At 71.6% G+C, this 14,966-nt stretch carries 15 protein-coding genes; 9 read left to right on the forward strand and 6 right to left on the reverse strand.

Going from position 1 to position 14,966, the window contains the following annotated elements:
- Positions 1 to 65: 65 nt before the first annotated feature.
- Positions 66 to 881: a VOC family protein gene (locus tag ACWEEU_RS24935; RefSeq protein WP_451735039.1), complete on the reverse strand. Its 816-nt coding sequence runs from the start codon at positions 879 to 881 to the stop codon at positions 66 to 68.
- Between the two features lie 287 nt (positions 882 to 1,168).
- Positions 1,169 to 1,960: an RNA polymerase sigma factor SigF gene (locus tag ACWEEU_RS24940; protein ID WP_385749389.1), complete on the reverse strand. Its 792-nt coding sequence runs from the start codon at positions 1,958 to 1,960 to the stop codon at positions 1,169 to 1,171.
- Positions 1,961 to 2,134: 174 nt separating this feature from the next.
- Between ACWEEU_RS24940 and ACWEEU_RS24945 the strand changes: the two genes are divergently transcribed.
- The 4 genes from ACWEEU_RS24945 (at position 2,135) to ACWEEU_RS24960 (ending at position 5,038) form a co-directional block, all read left to right on the forward strand.
- A complete protein-coding gene (locus tag ACWEEU_RS24945; protein ID WP_385749391.1) occupies positions 2,135 to 2,647 on the forward strand; it encodes a MarR family winged helix-turn-helix transcriptional regulator in 513 nt (170 codons plus the stop codon).
- Positions 2,641 to 3,486 carry an ABC transporter ATP-binding protein gene (locus tag ACWEEU_RS24950; RefSeq protein ID WP_451735041.1) on the forward strand — a complete coding sequence of 282 codons (846 nt, stop codon included), beginning with the start codon at positions 2,641 to 2,643 and terminating at the stop codon, positions 3,484 to 3,486. The genes ACWEEU_RS24945 and ACWEEU_RS24950 overlap by 7 nt, the downstream gene beginning before the upstream one ends.
- A complete protein-coding gene (locus ACWEEU_RS24955) occupies positions 3,446 to 4,291 on the forward strand; it encodes an ABC transporter permease (protein ID WP_385749394.1) in 846 nt (281 codons plus the stop codon). The genes ACWEEU_RS24950 and ACWEEU_RS24955 overlap by 41 nt, the downstream gene beginning before the upstream one ends.
- Positions 4,292 to 4,513: 222 nt before the next feature.
- Positions 4,514 to 5,038, forward strand: coding sequence for a hypothetical protein (locus ACWEEU_RS24960; RefSeq protein WP_451735043.1), 525 nt, complete (start codon positions 4,514 to 4,516; stop codon positions 5,036 to 5,038).
- A gap of 68 nt (positions 5,039 to 5,106) precedes the next feature.
- Here the strand turns inward: ACWEEU_RS24960 and ACWEEU_RS24965 are convergent, their stop codons facing one another.
- Both ACWEEU_RS24965 and ACWEEU_RS24970 read right to left on the reverse strand, forming a co-directional pair.
- On the reverse strand, positions 5,107 to 5,883 hold the full coding sequence (locus tag ACWEEU_RS24965) for an NPP1 family protein (protein ID WP_385749398.1): 777 nt from the start codon (positions 5,881 to 5,883) through the stop codon (positions 5,107 to 5,109).
- Between the two features lie 116 nt (positions 5,884 to 5,999).
- Positions 6,000 to 6,953, reverse strand: a complete 954-nt coding sequence (locus ACWEEU_RS24970) for an ATP-dependent DNA ligase (RefSeq protein WP_451735157.1) — start codon at positions 6,951 to 6,953, stop codon at positions 6,000 to 6,002.
- Between the two features lie 183 nt (positions 6,954 to 7,136).
- Between ACWEEU_RS24970 and ACWEEU_RS24975 the strand changes: the two genes are divergently transcribed.
- Positions 7,137 to 7,520 carry a DoxX family protein gene (locus ACWEEU_RS24975; RefSeq protein WP_451735045.1) on the forward strand — a complete coding sequence of 128 codons (384 nt, stop codon included), beginning with the start codon at positions 7,137 to 7,139 and terminating at the stop codon, positions 7,518 to 7,520.
- Positions 7,517 to 7,990 (forward strand): peroxiredoxin, encoded by a 474-nt coding sequence (locus ACWEEU_RS24980; RefSeq protein ID WP_451735047.1) that lies wholly within the window; start codon positions 7,517 to 7,519, stop codon positions 7,988 to 7,990. The genes ACWEEU_RS24975 and ACWEEU_RS24980 overlap by 4 nt, the downstream gene beginning before the upstream one ends.
- Positions 7,991 to 8,152: 162 nt before the next feature.
- Here the strand turns inward: ACWEEU_RS24980 and ACWEEU_RS24985 are convergent, their stop codons facing one another.
- Positions 8,153 to 8,761, reverse strand: a complete 609-nt coding sequence (locus ACWEEU_RS24985) for a hypothetical protein (protein ID WP_451735049.1) — start codon at positions 8,759 to 8,761, stop codon at positions 8,153 to 8,155.
- A gap of 358 nt (positions 8,762 to 9,119) precedes the next feature.
- Here ACWEEU_RS24985 and ACWEEU_RS24990 point away from each other — a divergent pair, with 358 nt between their 5' ends.
- Positions 9,120 to 10,082, forward strand: coding sequence for a TauD/TfdA dioxygenase family protein (locus ACWEEU_RS24990; protein WP_451735050.1), 963 nt, complete (start codon positions 9,120 to 9,122; stop codon positions 10,080 to 10,082).
- Here ACWEEU_RS24990 and ACWEEU_RS24995 read toward each other — a convergent pair whose 3' ends face one another.
- Positions 10,083 to 11,126 carry an LLM class flavin-dependent oxidoreductase gene (locus tag ACWEEU_RS24995; protein ID WP_451735052.1) on the reverse strand — a complete coding sequence of 348 codons (1,044 nt, stop codon included), beginning with the start codon at positions 11,124 to 11,126 and terminating at the stop codon, positions 10,083 to 10,085.
- A gap of 187 nt (positions 11,127 to 11,313) precedes the next feature.
- Here ACWEEU_RS24995 and ACWEEU_RS25000 point away from each other — a divergent pair, with 187 nt between their 5' ends.
- Positions 11,314 to 12,162, forward strand: coding sequence for a helix-turn-helix domain-containing protein (locus ACWEEU_RS25000; RefSeq protein ID WP_451735054.1), 849 nt, complete (start codon positions 11,314 to 11,316; stop codon positions 12,160 to 12,162).
- 344 nt (positions 12,163 to 12,506) lie between these two features.
- A complete protein-coding gene (locus tag ACWEEU_RS25005) occupies positions 12,507 to 14,915 on the forward strand; it encodes a M4 family metallopeptidase (RefSeq protein ID WP_385749416.1) in 2,409 nt (802 codons plus the stop codon).
- The last annotated feature ends 51 nt before the right edge of the window (positions 14,916 to 14,966 follow it).

Consider the following 14,966-nt stretch of genomic DNA (forward strand, 5'->3'; position numbering starts at 1 on the left):
GGAGTCCACACGTCTGCTCTAACGATCTCCCGCCCGGCCGGTGGGCGCCCCTTCCTGTGTGCGCGTCAGCTACGGGGGTCGCGCGAGGTCACCGTGAACTGCGCCCCGTCCGGGTCGCGCAGCACGGCCTCGGTCGCCTGCTCGCTCAGCACGCTGCCGCCGTGCTTCTCGGCACCGCGCGCGCAGCGGGCCACGTCGGGCACCGCGAAGTGGACCTGCCAGTGCGGCCGCACGGAGGGGTCGGGCGCCGCCTCCACCGCGCCCGAGTCGATGCGCGCCACCACGTCGCCCTGGCTGCGCAGCACCACCTCGCCGCCCTCGTACTCCACCTCGCAGCAGCCCGGCGCCCCGGTCGCCCAGTCCAGCACCTCGCCGTAGAAGATCGCCGCGTCGAAGGCGTTGCGGGTGTGCAGCCGGATGAAGGTGGGGGCCGAGCGACGCCAGGTCTCCCAGTTGGAGACCAGCTTGCCCTGCCAGACGCCGAAGGTGGCGCCGTCGCGGTCGGCCAGCAGGGCGGCGCGGCCCGGCGGGAAGGACAGCGGACCCACCGCCGCCGTGCCGCCGCGCTCGCGCGCCCGCGACACCGCCACGTCCGCGTCCGGCACCGCGAAGTACGGCGTCCAGGCCACCGCCGTCTGCCACATGCCGGCCACGGCGGCGATTCCGGCCACCGGCACCCCGCCCGCGAGCGCGACCCGGAACCGGTCGCCCAGCTCCGCCTCGCGCCAGCTCCAGCCGAGCACGGCCGTGTAGAACTCCTCCGTGGCCTGCAGGTCGCGGCTGGTCAGGCTCACCCAGCAGGGCGCGCCGAAGAAGGAATGCGTCGAGGGGGCGTCGTTCCGCTTCCTCGGTTCACCGCTGACGGCTGTGTCGTGATTCATGGCAGTCGCGTCCTGCTCTCGGGGCCGGGCGGCCACCGGTCCGCACCAGTGTCCGGCCGGACGGGTGTCGATTGCCTCCCGAGTACCCCCGCGCGGCCCGGGCAGGCAGGGGTGTCCGGCACTGCCGTCCCACGGCTGCAGGCGAGCGCGGTGAGACCAGGGGCGGGTAGTCCGAACGAGTGAAAGAAAGCGAAGGGAGGGGGTGACGGGGGAGGCCCGAAGGGGTGAAATCGCGGGGCGGATCGGCGCCCGCCTCCGCTCGGCCCGCTTCCGGTCCGGCGTCCGTCTCAGCCCGTTTCCGCGAGCAGTTCCTCGCGCAGCCGGTCGAAGCAGCCCGTCAGCAGCCGGGACACGTGCATCTGCGAGATCCCCAGCTGGTCGGCGATACGGCTCTGGGTCATGCCCCGGAAGAACCGCAGATAGAGGATGGTGCGCTCGCGCTCCGGCAGCGCGGCGAGGAACGGGGTGACCGCCACCCGGTCCACGACCAGGTCGAACCCGGGGTCCGGCTCCCCGAGACAGTCGCCGAGCGCGAAGCCCTCGGTGCCGGCCACCTCGGCGTCCAGGGAGAGAGCGGAGAAGCACTCCAGCGCCTCCATGCCGGTGCGCACCTCGTCCTCGGTGAGACCGGTGCGCTCGGCGATCTCCTCTACCGTGGGGGCGCGGCCCGAGGTGGTCTGGGCAAGCTCCTTCCACGCGACGCGGACCCGGTTGCGCAGGTCCTGTACGCGCCGGGGGACGTGCAGCGTCCACATGTGGTCACGGAAGTGCCGCTTGATCTCGCCGGTGATGGTCGGGACCGCGTACGCCTCGAAGGCGCGGCCGCGTTCGGGGTCGTAGTGGTCGACCGCCTTCACCAGACCGAGCGCCGCCACCTGGTAGAGATCCTCCAGCGACTCGCCGCGCCCGCGGAAACGCACCGCGATCCGCTCGGCCATGGGCAGCCACAGCCGCACCAGCTCGTCCCGCAGTGCCCGGCGCCGTGGTCCGTCGGGCATCGCCGCGAGCCGCTCGAAGGCTTTCGCCGTGTCGGGGGCGTCGTCATGGGGGTGAGTCTTCGTGCTGCCAGTGACAGGCATTGCGCACTTCTCTCAGCGGGTGCTGGGTCACGGGGGTGCCCTCCGGGGCACATGGGGTCCGCCTTCCCGAAGTCCGGCAAACCAAAACAAGTATGTACACAAGCCGCCAAACGGTGCGAAGTGCTTGACCGGTCCTTGACTCCATTACCTCTGTAGCAGAGGTAATCTCCAGGAGTGACAGAGAAAAAGGCGCAACCCGACGCCTTCCCGGAGGAGCTGGCCGACACGCTGGTGGGTGTCCAGCGGCTGATCCGGCGGCGGCTGCGCGCCGGGCTCGCCGCGCCCCGGCTGCGCGGGGCCGAGGTCGAGCTGCTGCGGCTGGTCGAGGAGCGGCCGGGCCTTGGCGTCTCGGAGGCCGCCCGCGCCCTGCACCTGGCCGGGAACTCCGTGTCCACCCTGGTCAACCGGCTGGTCCGGGAGGGCTTTCTGCTCCGCGAGACCGACCCCGCCGACCGCCGCGCCGCCCGGCTGCGGCTCACCCCGGCCGCGTCCGGACGGCTGGGGGAGTGGCGCCGCCGTCGCGCCGAACTGGTCGGCCGGCAGGTGGCCGCCCTCGACACCGACGACCGCGAGGCGCTGCGCGCCGCGCTCCCCGCGCTGCGCAGGCTGGCCACCGCCCTGCACGAGGAATCCGAGGGCACCGGCGCGGACCGGCAGGCCCCGGGGGAGACCGAGGAACCATGGTGAGCGACGACCCGGCCGCCCCCGGCGCGGCCGTGAACTGCACCGGACTGACCTACGCCTTCGGCGGCACCCGAGCCGTCGACGGGCTCGACCTGACCGTCCGCGAGGGCGAGGTGTTCGGGCTGCTCGGGCCCAACGGCGCGGGCAAGACCACCGCCATCCGCTGCATCACCACCCTGCTGCCGGTCCCCGCCGGTGCCGTCCGCGTCTTCGGGCACGACGCGGCCCGGGAGCGCATGGACGTACGGCGCGTGATCGGCTACGTCCCCCAGCGGCTCTCGGCCGACAGCGGGCTGACCGGACGCGAGAACGTCGTCCTCTTCGCCCGCGTCTTCGACGTGCCGCGCCGCGAGCGGGCCGAGCGCGTCGCCCACGCCCTGGACGCCGTCGGCCTGAGCGACGCCGCCGACCGGCTCGCCGGCACCTACTCCGGCGGCATGGTCCGCCGCCTCGAACTCGCCCAGGCCCTGGTCAGCGAGCCCCGGCTGCTCATCCTCGACGAACCCACCATCGGACTCGACCCCATCGCCCGCACCGGCGTCTGGGAGCACATCGACTCCGTACGCGCCGCCACCGGCATGACGGTCCTGCTCACCACCCACTACATGGACGAGGCCGACCAGTACTGCGACCGGGTCGGCCTCATGCACCACGGCCGCGTCCGCGCCCTCGGCACCCCCGCCGAGCTGCGCCGGGGTTTGGCCGAACGCCTGGGCACCGACCCGGTGCCCACGCTGGAGGACGTCTTCCGGGACGTCGCCGGAAGCGGTCTCGACGACCGAACGGGAGGAGATTTCCGCGATGTCCGGAGCACCCGCCGCACCGCGCGCCGAGTCGGCTGAGCGCGTCCCCGCGCCGAGCGGGCCGCCCCGCCCGCGATCCGGCCTCCTGCTGCTGCCCACCCGGGTGGCCGCGATGTGCGCCGTCGAGCTGCAGAAGCTGCGCCACGACCGCACCGAGCTGTACACGCGCGCCGTGCAGCCCGCTCTCTGGCTGCTGATCTTCGGCCAGACCTTCACCCGTATCCGGGCGATCCCCACCGGGGGCATCCCGTACATCGACTTCCTGGCGCCCGGCATCATCGCCCAGTCCGCGATGTTCATCGCGATCTTCTACGGCATCCAGATCATCTGGGAGCGTGACGCGGGCACCCTGGACAAGCTGCTCGTCACGCCCACCCCGCGTTCGGCGCTGATCACCGGCAAGGCGTTCGCCGCCGGGGTGAAGTCGCTGATCCAGGCCGTCGTCGTGATCGTGATCGCCGCCCTGCTCGGGGTCGCCCTGACCTGGAACCCGCTGAAGCTGCTAGGGGTCGCCGTCGCCGTGATCCTCGGCGCCGTGTTCTTCTCGTGTCTGTCCATGACCATCGCGGGCATCGTGCTCAGCCGAGACCGGCTGATGGGCTTCGGTCAGGCGATCACCATGCCGCTCTTCTTCGGCTCCAACGCCCTCTACCCCGTCTCGGTGATGCCGGGCTGGCTCCAGGCCGTCAGTCGGGTGAACCCGCTCAGCTATCAGGTGGACGCCCTGCGCGGACTGCTGCTCGGCACGCCGGCCCACCTTCCGGCCGACTTCGGCGTGCTCGCGCTGGCCGCCGTCCTCGGCATCGCGGCCGCCTCCTCACTGCTCGGCCGGCTGGTGCGCTGACCGGAGCCGGGCCTGGCCGCGCGGCGTGTCGGCCGGGCCCGGACGTGATGTGCGGCACGCGATGCCATCGGCATGGAACCCCCTCCCATGCCGTTCCTCCTGCGCAGGGCTTGATCACCGATCAAACCGGGCGAACCGCCAGGCCACGCCGTATTCCGCTTATTTGACAGTGCGCTCGGCCCACAGATAGACAGCAGCTCCCGGATGGTCGAGAGGGGAACCGTGTACGAGCCGAACGTGGTCGGTGACTGGCAGGAGTACGAGGACTTCGCCGGTCTGCGGGTCCGCGTCCACCGCCTGGAGCGCACCGAGCCGCCGCGTGGGCGCGACGACGCCGCCGCCGGGCTCACCTACTTCGGTCTCCGGGTGACCTTCGAGAACCGCGGCACGCGGCCCTACGGCGTGCAGCTCGAGGACGGCCAGATCGACGTCCGCGTCGGCCCCGACGGCGAGGGCGCCTTCATCGACTGGCGCAACTCCCAGTTCATCGAGGGCTTCGACATCCACCCGCTGCGCCGGGCCACCGCCGTCCTGTGCGCGGCGGCACCCGAGACCGCCCTCACCCACGTCGACGTCCAGGTGCAGCCGCGCGTGGAGGAGGAGTGGGCCGACCGCCGGCTGTGGACCGGGGGCGTGGGGATCACCGAGACGCAGCCGACCGCGACCGCCGCGAGCGCCGGGGCAGCGAGCCTCGCGCACGAACTGGCCGCCTTCCTCAGGGAGCAGGCCGAGCCCGGCGGCGCCTGAGCACTTCTCACGGACAACAGCCGTCACGAGGGGCGGTTCACCGGCAGCGGTGAACCGCCCCCGGTCTGTCAGGCGTTCGGGTCGAACGGAATCCCGGACGGCTTCGCCGCGGTGAGGTGCGAGGCGAAACTGGCGTCCTTCAGCGGGAAGTTGGCGCTCCCGAAGTCGTAGGAGCTGAGCTTGTCGCGCAGCCCCGGCGGGTAGCCGTTCCAGCCGACGAGCGGCGGGTACTGCCAGGTGTGCTTGTCGTTCTCCGGCGGCTCGTCGTTGGAGTTGGCCAGCCTGAAGCAGTGGGTGCTGATGCCGTCCTTGTGGTAGACGGCCTTGGCATGCGTGCCCTCGAAGCGGACCTCGGAGACGGGGTGCACGGTGAACTTGCCGTGGTTGGACGTCGAGACGTACTTCACCTGGCCGTCCTGCACCCAGACGGCCACGTGCTCCCAGTCGTTGCGGTGGCCGCCGAGGCTGATGCCGGGCAGCGCCTGGTCCTTCTCGAAGTACAGCGTGTACAGGTAGCCGCACCAGCCGTTGTTGCACTTGTAGCGCGAGTAGCTGTTGGTGTTGTCCAGGTCGGACGCGTCGTGGCAGTTGCCGTTGAGCGCGCCGGTCGGGTTCAGGCCCGGGTTGATCGTGCCGTCGGGGCCTATCGCCGGGGTCGAGTAGCAGCCGTCGGTGTCGTAGTCGAAGGCGGGCTGGTACTTGAGCTCGTCGGCCTCGGCGTTCTGCGGCAGGGCCTGCGGCGGGCCGCCGGCGGCGAAGGCGGGGGTGGCGAGCACGAGCGTGGCGGCGCCGGTGAGCGCGGCCAGCCATCCGCCGCGTCTCCGTGGGGACGTGAACGAAGCCACTGAGTCTCCAACTCGGTTGGGGGGTAAGGGAGTTCAGCATCCTGGCACAGGTGTGCGCTCCCGTGTCACCCCGGGTGTCCCATCGGTGAACCCTGGCCGAAGGAACACCCTTCGCCTCAGTCGGTGCCCTCCGGCACATCCGCCGCCGACTCCTCTGGTGTCAGGTCCGGGCGCATCCGCAGCCACGTCGGCTGACGCAGCAGTCCCGCGCGGGTGCGGGTGCTGTAGCCGACCTCGCCGACCAGCCGGGGCAGCACCCAGCGCGCCTCCGTGATCCTCGGTGCCGGGTCGAAGGGGCACTGGCTGCTCGCCAACTCCGACAGCAGCGCGGCCAGTTCGACGCGTTCCGCCTCGCTCCAGCCGGTGCCCACCCGGCCCGCGTACCGTAGCCGCCCGCCGCCGCGCTGACCGAGGAGCACCGCGCCGGGCAGTCCCGTCAGGCGTCCCTTGCCGGGCAGCCAGCCGCCCACGATCACGTCAGCGCTGCGCTGATTGCGGATCTTGATCCAGGCGCGGGAGCGGACCCCCGGCTCGTACGCCGAGTCCAGCCGCTTGCAGACCACCCCCTCAAGACCGTGCTCGCGGGTCGTGCGCAGCGCCTCGGCGCCGTGCCCCACCACCGCGCCCGGCACCGACCAGTGGGGCCCGTCGAGTCCCAGGTCCTCCAGCGCAGTCCGCCGCCGCGCGTAGGGCGTGCGCAGGAGCGGGGCGCTCAGGAAGGGCACGTCGAACAGCGCCAGATGGACCGGCACCTGACCGGCCCTGCGGGCCGCGAGCGCGGGGGAGTGGGCGAGGCCCATCCGGCCCTGGAGCAACTGGAAGTCGGCCCGGCCCTGTTCGTCCAGCGCCAGCACCTCGCCGTCCAGCACGGCCGGGGTGGAGCCCAACGCCGTTGCGAGCGGGGCGAGTTCAGGGTAGGCGGCGGTGATGTCCTCGCCCGAGCGGGCGCGCAGCCGCACCGTGCCGTCGCCGGGCAGGTACACCATCACCCGCTGGCCGTCCTGCTTGGTCTCGTACGCCCATCGGTGGTCCTGCGCCGGGGGCGGCAGCGTGCCTGGAGAGGCGAGCATCGGCGCGACGAGGGGCAGGGTGGTCACGGCTGAAGATCTCGACCGCAGGAGGCGCTTCCACGCACGTCAGGGCGCGGTTTCCCCCGAACGGCCCGCGCCGGGTGACCCCACGCGGTGCCCCGTGATCCGCGCAGTGACTACCGTGCAGTAATATCCGGCGTCAGGTCACCTGGAGGAGGCACCATGCCCCGGTCCGAACGCTCACCCCTGCTGCTGGCCGGTCTCCTGGCCGCCGCCGGGGTCGCCCACTTCGCCGCCCCGCGCCCGTTCGACGCGACCATCCCGAAGGCGTTGCCCGGCTCCCGCCGGGCCTGGACGTACGGCAGCGGAGCCGTCGAACTCGCCCTCGCCGCGGGGATCGCCGCGCGCCGCACCCGGCCCGTGGCGGCGAAGGCCGCCGCCGCGTTCTTCGTCGGGGTGTTCCCCGCCAACGTGCAGATGGCCGTGGACTGGCGGAACCGTCCCGCTCCGCAGCGCAACGCCGCCCTCGCCCGGCTGCCCCTCCAGGTGCCGCTGGTGCTGTGGGCCCGGGGTGTCGCCGCCCGTGCCGGGGAGGGACGCGCATGAGCACCGAGATCCGGATCGGCGACACCGTCGAGGACTTCGAACTCCCCGACGAGACCGGCGTCACCCGCCGACTGAGCGACCTGCTCGCGGACGGCCCCGTGGTGCTCTTCTTCTACCCGGCCGCCCTCACCCCCGGCTGCACCGCCGAGGCGTGCCACTTCCGCGACCTCGCCGCCGAGTTCGCGGAGGCGGGAGCGCGTCCCGTCGGCGTCAGCGGCGACGAGGTCGACCGGCAGCGGGAGTTCGCCGACAAGCACACCCTCGGGATGCCGCTGCTCTCCGACGCGGACGGCACGGTCCGCGAGCGCTTCGGCGTGAAGCGGGGCTTCTCGCTCGCCCCCACCAAGCGGGCCACCTTCGTCATCGGGCCCGACCGCACCGTCCTGGAGATCGTCCGCAGCGAACTGCGCATGAACACCCACGCCGACCGGGCGCTGGCCGCGCTGCGAGCCGCCCGCGCCCAGGGATGACCGCGCGGATACTCCTTTGAGGCGGAACAGCGCCTCCGGGGGTCGCCGCGAAACGGGTGAAGCCCGCCGGCCTCGATCTTGGCCAGGCGGGCTGTCACGCGAGATCATCGGATGGAACGGTGCTTCGCCATTCCCCCGGACCGGGAGAGAGGGGACGCCGCCTCAGATGGTCGGGGTGTCGTCGACAACCGGCCGGTGCACCTCGACGACCGGCTTCCAGCCCGCGGTGAATTCGATGAAGTCCGCACGGGTGGGGTAGGTGTCGATCGCGCGACGGTCACGCTTGGGGCTGTCGCCCCCCTTGCGCCCCCGGGGAATCTGCTCCTCGAAGATGTCGACCTTGACGTCGGGAACCTCCTTGAGGCCCTGGCGCCAGATCTGCACGACGTCGGCGCCGAACGCCTGCCGGGCCGCGGCGTAAAGGGCCGAGAGGGCTCCCTTGTCCCCGCCGGGGACGAAAAGCGCCAGGTCCAGCACGACGCCGGCGGACTGGAGAACCTCGATGGTCGCCGGGCCGTTCTCGTCGGCCAGGTAGATCCCGGCTTCGTCCTCGTCGTCGGGAAGGCAGGAGACCTCTTCCTGGAATACGGTCCTCGCCGTTATCGAGCCGCCCTCGAAATCCTCACCGGACTTGGTCAGAAAAGCGGGGACATAGCAGCCGGGAAGCTTGAGTTCTGCCGTGTCGGCGGAAACGAAGAGCTTGTCCTTCACGCCGAGCTTCGTCACTTCTTCCCAGGAGAGGCGGCGAGCGGCGATTTTCTCCGTGTTCACGATTTCCCTTTCAAGTTGCTCTGTCCCTTCGGGCAAGGACACTACCACGAAACCCTGAGGTCAACTGGCCAGTAATCGCTGGGTAAATGGGCCTCCGGGGGCTGCGTCGGCGGTTGCTTTTCGGTGCGTTGGGTGGCGTGGAGGAAGTAAAAGAGAGTTTGCGGTAGATGTCGCCCATTGCGCCTTCGAGGGCGACGTAAGACGTGTCATTCGTCGTGCGTCTCGAAGGGCGCGGCGGAATACCCGTGCCGGAGCCGCAGTCGTGCCCGGACACCGTATCCCCGGGCACTGTCGCCAGAAAGGGCGTCCGGCTGACACGATCACCCCGGGACCACGGACGAAGGCCAGGGAGCGGCACATGACGACGGACAACGCGGTGGACCCGGTCAAGGGCGTGCAGCTCCTGCCCGTGGCCGGGCACATCGGCGCCGAGATCACCGGCGTGGACCTCGCCGCGCCGCTGGACGACGCGGTGGCGGAGCTGATCAGGGAGGCGATGCTGCGCTGGAAGGTGGTGTTCTTCCGCGACCAGCACCTCGACCACGCCGCGCACGTCGCCTTCGCCCGCCGCTTCGGTGAGCCGGTCGTCCTCGGCCGCCGGGGCGGCGCCTCGCCGGAGGGCCACCCCGAGGTGGAGACCACCGCCGACCGGCTGGAGCTCGGCGGCCGCTTCGGCATGGAGCAGGACGAGTGGCTGCGCCGCCGCCGGCACACCCTGCTGCGCGGCTGGCACTGCGACCACGGCGCCCGCGTCGACCCGCCCGCCGCCACCGTCCTGCGCGCCGAGACCGTGCCGCCCTACGGCGGCGACACCACCTGGGCCAACCTGGCCGCCGCCTACGCGGGCCTGTCCGCGCCGGTACGCGCCTTCGTGGACGGTCTGCGCGCCGAACACCGGCTCGGCGTCGGCTACCAGCCCCGCCCGGGCGACGACGCCTACCTCCGCCGTCTCCTGGACCACCAGGTGGCCTCCGTGCACCCGCTGGTCCGCGTCCACCCGGAGACCGGCGAGCGGGTGCTCTTCGTCAACGGCTACTACGTCGAGCAGATCGAGGACGTCTCCCGCCCCGAGAGCGCCGCCCTGCTCCAGATGCTCATGGAGCAGGTCGTACGGCCCGAATACACCGTCCGCTTCCGCTGGGAGCCGGGCAGCGTCGCCTTCTGGGACAACCGGGCCACCGTCCACCTCGCGCCCAGCGACAACGCCCACCTCGATCACCCCCGGATCATGCACCGGGTGATGCTCGCGGGCGACGTGCCGGTCGGGGTGGACGGCAGGCCGTCCGAGGCGCTGACGGGTACGGAACCCGGTCGCTGGTGATCAGCCGCCGGCCGGGAGGTCCGGCGCCGGGCGCCCCAGCGCCGGAGCGAGTTTCGTCGCGATGTCGGTGAGGATCTGTACGTAGTCCTCGTGCCGGAAGGTGAACGGCAGCGCGAACGCGACCTCGTCCACCTCGCGGAACGCGGCGTGCGCGTCAAGGCGCTCGGCGATCTCCCCGCTGGTTCCCACCAGGTCCGGCGCGAACAGCAGCCGCGCCGGACCCTGCGGCGAGGCCGTGCGGGGCAGCCGGGCGGCGGCGAACTCGGCGTATCTCGCGCGCTGTTCGGCAGTCGCGGAGTCGGTCGGGATCACCACCAGGCCCTGGGAGACCCGGGCGGCGTCCCCCTCGGGGTGCCGCGCGCGGAACTCCCGGATCTGGGCGAGCTGGATCGCCGCGAAGTCCAGCGGCGCGTCCGGGACCTCGGCCTTCACGACGCTGCTGGTGAGCAGGTTCATGCCCTGCTCACCGGCCCAGCGCGCCGAGGCCAGGCTGCCGCCGCCGTACCACATGCGCCGGGCGAGACCGGGGGAGTGCGGCTGGACGACGTCGGAGTACTCCTCGAAGCCCTCGGCGCCCTTGAAGTCCGTGGCCGGCTCACCCGCGACGAAGTCGAGCAGCCGCCGCACCCGCCCGTACCCGAAGTCCTCCGCCTCGGCGGAGACCGGATAGAGCGCCTCCTTGACCTGGTCGTAGTGGATCGGCGGCCCCACGCTGATCCCGGCGTTGAGACGGCCGCCGGAGAGCACGTCCACCGTGGCCAGATCCTCGGCGAGGCGCAGCGGGTTCTCCCAGCCCAGCGGGATCACCGCCGTGCCCAGCTCGATGCGCCGGGTGCGCTGCGAGGCGGCCGCCAGCACGGCGACCGGCGACGAGATGCCGTGCTGGAGGTGCCGGTGCCGCACCCAGGCGCTGTCGAAGCCCAGCCGTTCGCCCAGCTCGATGATCTCCAGCGTGTCCGTGTGACCCCGGGCGGGGTCCGCCGGGTCGAACAGCCCGATCGTCAGAAACCCCAGCTTGCGCAGCGGACGCGACATGGACGTCACGGCCTCCTCCACCACTCGTACGGCACTCGGAGAGCGCTCCGACCCGTTCGGCCGGGAACGAGCCGATTCTCGCAGTTGAATGTGACAACAGTGTGATCGGAAAACTGGCGCGCGGGTCGGTCACGGGCTCCGGGGGCCGCTTCCCGCCGACCCCGCGTCCCGCGCCCGGCGCTGCCACACTGGAGACATGAGCGGCGTCAGCGGCGACCCGAAGGAGCTGGGCAGCTATCTGCGGTCCCGGCGGGCCGAGCTGGACCCGGCGCAGGTGGGGCTGCCCGACACCGGCACCCCGCGCCGGGTGGCGGGCCTGCGCCGCGAGGAGGTCGCCCGGCTGGCGTCGATCAGCACCGACTACTACACCCGGGTCGAGCAGGGACGGATGCGGGCCTCGGCGCCCGTCCTCGACGCGCTCGCCCGCGCCCTGCGGCTCACCGGCGACCAGCGCGCCCATCTGTTCGGGCTGGCCGGACGGCCGCCGTTCGATCCACCCCCGGGGCCGGGCCGCGCCGTCGCCCCGCACACCCGCAGGCTGCTGGACCAGCTCACCGCGTCCCCCGCCCTGGTGCTGTCCGGGACCATGGACGTGCTCGCGTGGAACCGGCTCGCCGCCGCCCTGTTCACCGACTTCGGCCGGCACCCCGAGCGGGACCGCAACTACGTCTGGCTGCTCTTCTCCGACCCCGAGATGCGCGCCCGCTACGACGACTGGCGTGCCGGGGCGCGGGCCTGCGTGGTGTATCTGCGGATGCACACCGCGCGCCGTCCCGACGACCCCCGGCTGCGCGCGCTGCTGGCCCGGATGTCCGCCTACAGCGACTTCCAGCGCTGGTGGCAGGCGCGCGAGGTCGCCGTCCAGGGCTCCGGGAGCAAGGTGTTCCGCCACCCCGTGGCCGGCATCCTCGTCCTCGACTGGGACACGCTGACCAGCTCCACCGCGCCCGACCAGCACATCGTCGTCTGGACGGCCCGGCCCGGCAGCTCCTCCGAGGAGGCCCTGCGGCGCCTCGCGCAGTCCCCGGCCGCGCGCCGCGCCTGACCGTCCCCGCGCGCCGCGCCTGACCGTCGTTCCTCCCCCGCCCGTCTTGCCATTTCTTTGACGAGCCGTCACAGAGGCTTTGCCGACAGAGGTTTGAGGATCACCGGCGTGTTACGGGCGCTTTGCGAGCCCTAGGGAAAACCCTAGGTTGCCCTCGCCGTGGATGACATGTGCTGGTCAACGGTGCCATTCTCGCCCGGTACGCACATCCTTCCCACGCTCTTCACGCTTCACGTCTCGTCGCACAGCACGGTCCCGCACAGCTCAGCTCGCCCGGGCAGCACATCCGTCTGTCCGGTCTGTCACCGGCCGCGCCCCCGGCGGCCGCAGCAGGAGGAGTACGAGTGAGACGCCTTCCCCACGGACGCCTTTCCCGCAGAGGCGCCACGGTCGGAGCCGCCCTGGTCTCCACCGCGGCCTTCCTGGCCGTCGGCATCCAGGCGAACCCCGCGGCAGCCCGGCCCGCCGCCCCCCACCCCAGCCCGCTGCGCACCGGCGGCCTGGAGGCCAAGCTCACCCCCGCCCAGCACGCCGCGCTTCTCAAGAGCGCCAAGGACGGCACCGCCCAAACCGCCCGCACCCTCGGCCTCGGCGCCAAGGAGAAGCTGGTCGTCCGGGACGTCGTCAAGGACAACGACGGCACCGTGCACACCCGTTACGAGCGCACCTACGCGGGCCTGCCGGTCCTCGGCGGCGACCTCGTGGTGCACACCCCGCCCGCCTCCCTGGCCAAGGGCACGGTGAGCACCACCTTCAACAACAAGCGGACCATCAAGGTCGCCTCCACCACCGCGGCCGTCACCAAGTCCGCCGCGCAGTCGACGGCGCTCAAGGCCGCCAAGTCCCTGAAGGCGGACAAGCCCGCCGCCGACAGCGCGCGCAAGGTGATCTGGGCCGGCTCCGGCACCCCGAAGCTCGCCTGGGAGTCCGTGATCGGCGGCTTCCAGGACGACGGCACGCCCAGCAAGCTGCACGTCATCACCGACGCCACCACCGGCAAGGAGCTGTACCGCTACCAGGCGATCCAGACCGGTATCGGCAACACCCAGTACAGCGGTCAGGTGACGCTGACCACGGCGCAGTCGGGCTCCAACTACACCCTCACCGACAGCACGCGCGGCGGCCACAAGACGTACAACCTGAACCACGGCACCTCCGGCACCGGCACCCTGTTCTCCCAGACCAGCGACACCTGGGGCAACGGCACGACGTCCAACGCCGCCACGGCCGGCGCGGACGCCGCCTACGGTGCCCAGGAGACCTGGGACTTCTACAAGAACACGTTCGGCCGCAGCGGCATCAAGAACGACGGTGTCGGCGCCTACTCCCGCGCGCACTACGGCAACGCGTACGTGAACGCGTTCTGGGACGACTCCTGCTTCTGCATGACCTACGGCGACGGCACGGGTAACAACGACCCGCTCACCTCGCTGGACGTCGCGGGCCACGAGATGAGCCACGGTGTCACCTCCAACACCGCCGGGCTCAACTACACCGGTGAGTCGGGCGGGCTGAACGAGGCGACCTCCGACATCTTCGGCACCGGCGTGGAGTTCTACGCCAACAACACGAGCGACCCCGGTGACTACCTCATCGGCGAGAAGATCGACATCAACGGCGACGGCACGCCGCTGCGTTACATGGACAAGCCGAGCAAGGACGGCGCGTCCAAGGACAGTTGGTCCTCCAGCCTCGGCGGCCTCGACGTGCACTACTCCTCGGGTCCGGCGAACCACATGTTCTACCTGCTCTCCGAGGGCAGCGGCACCAAGGTCATCAACGGCGTGACCTACAACAGCCCGACCTCCGACGGCGTCGCCGTCACCGGGATCGGCCGGGCCAAGGCGCTCCAGATCTGGTACAAGGCGCTGACGACGTACATGACGTCCAGCACCAACTACGCCGCCGCCCGCACCGCCGCCCTGAACGCGGCCACCGCGCTCTACGGCGCCAACTCCGCCGAGTACGCCGCCGTCGGCAACGCCTTCGCCGGGATCAACGTGGGCGGCCACATCAACCCGCCCGCCGACGGAGTGACCGTCACCAACCCGGGCAGCCAGTCCGCCACCGTGGGCAAGGCGGTCAGCCTCCAGATCCAGGCGAGCAGCACCAACAGTGGCGCGCTCAGCTACAGCGCCTCGGGGCTCCCCGCCGGACTGTCCATCAACAGCTCCACCGGTGTGATCTCCGGAACGCCCACCACCGCGGGCACCTCCAACACCACCGTCACGGTGACCGACTCGGCGGGCAAGACCGGCACCGCCGCCTTCTCCTGGACGGTCAGCGCCACCGGCGGCGGCTGCTCCTCGACCCAGCTCCTGGCCAACCCCGGCTTCGAATCGGGCAATACCGGCTGGACCGCGAGCAGCGGCGTCATCACCACCGACAGCGGGCAGGCCAGTCACGGCGGTTCGTACAAGGCGTGGCTCGACGGCTACGGCTCCTCGCACACCGACACGCTGTCCCAGTCGGTGACGATCCCCGCGGGCTGCAAGGCGTCGCTCACCTTCTGGCTGCACGTCGACTCGGCGGAGACCACCACCAGCACGCAGTACGACAAGCTGACGGTGACCGCCGGTTCGACCACGCTGGCGACGTACTCGAACCTCAACAAGGCCTCGGGCTACACCCAGAAGACCTTCGACCTGTCCTCGCTGGCGGGCCAGACGGTCACCCTGAAGTTCAACGGGGTCGAGGACTCCTCGCTCCAGACCAGCTTCGTCGTGGACGACACCGCCCTCACGACGAGCTGACCTCCGCACAGCGCGACGCGGCCCCCGCACACGGAACCTTCCGTGTGCGGG

Source organism: Streptomyces sp. NPDC005004 (genome assembly GCF_053600675.1).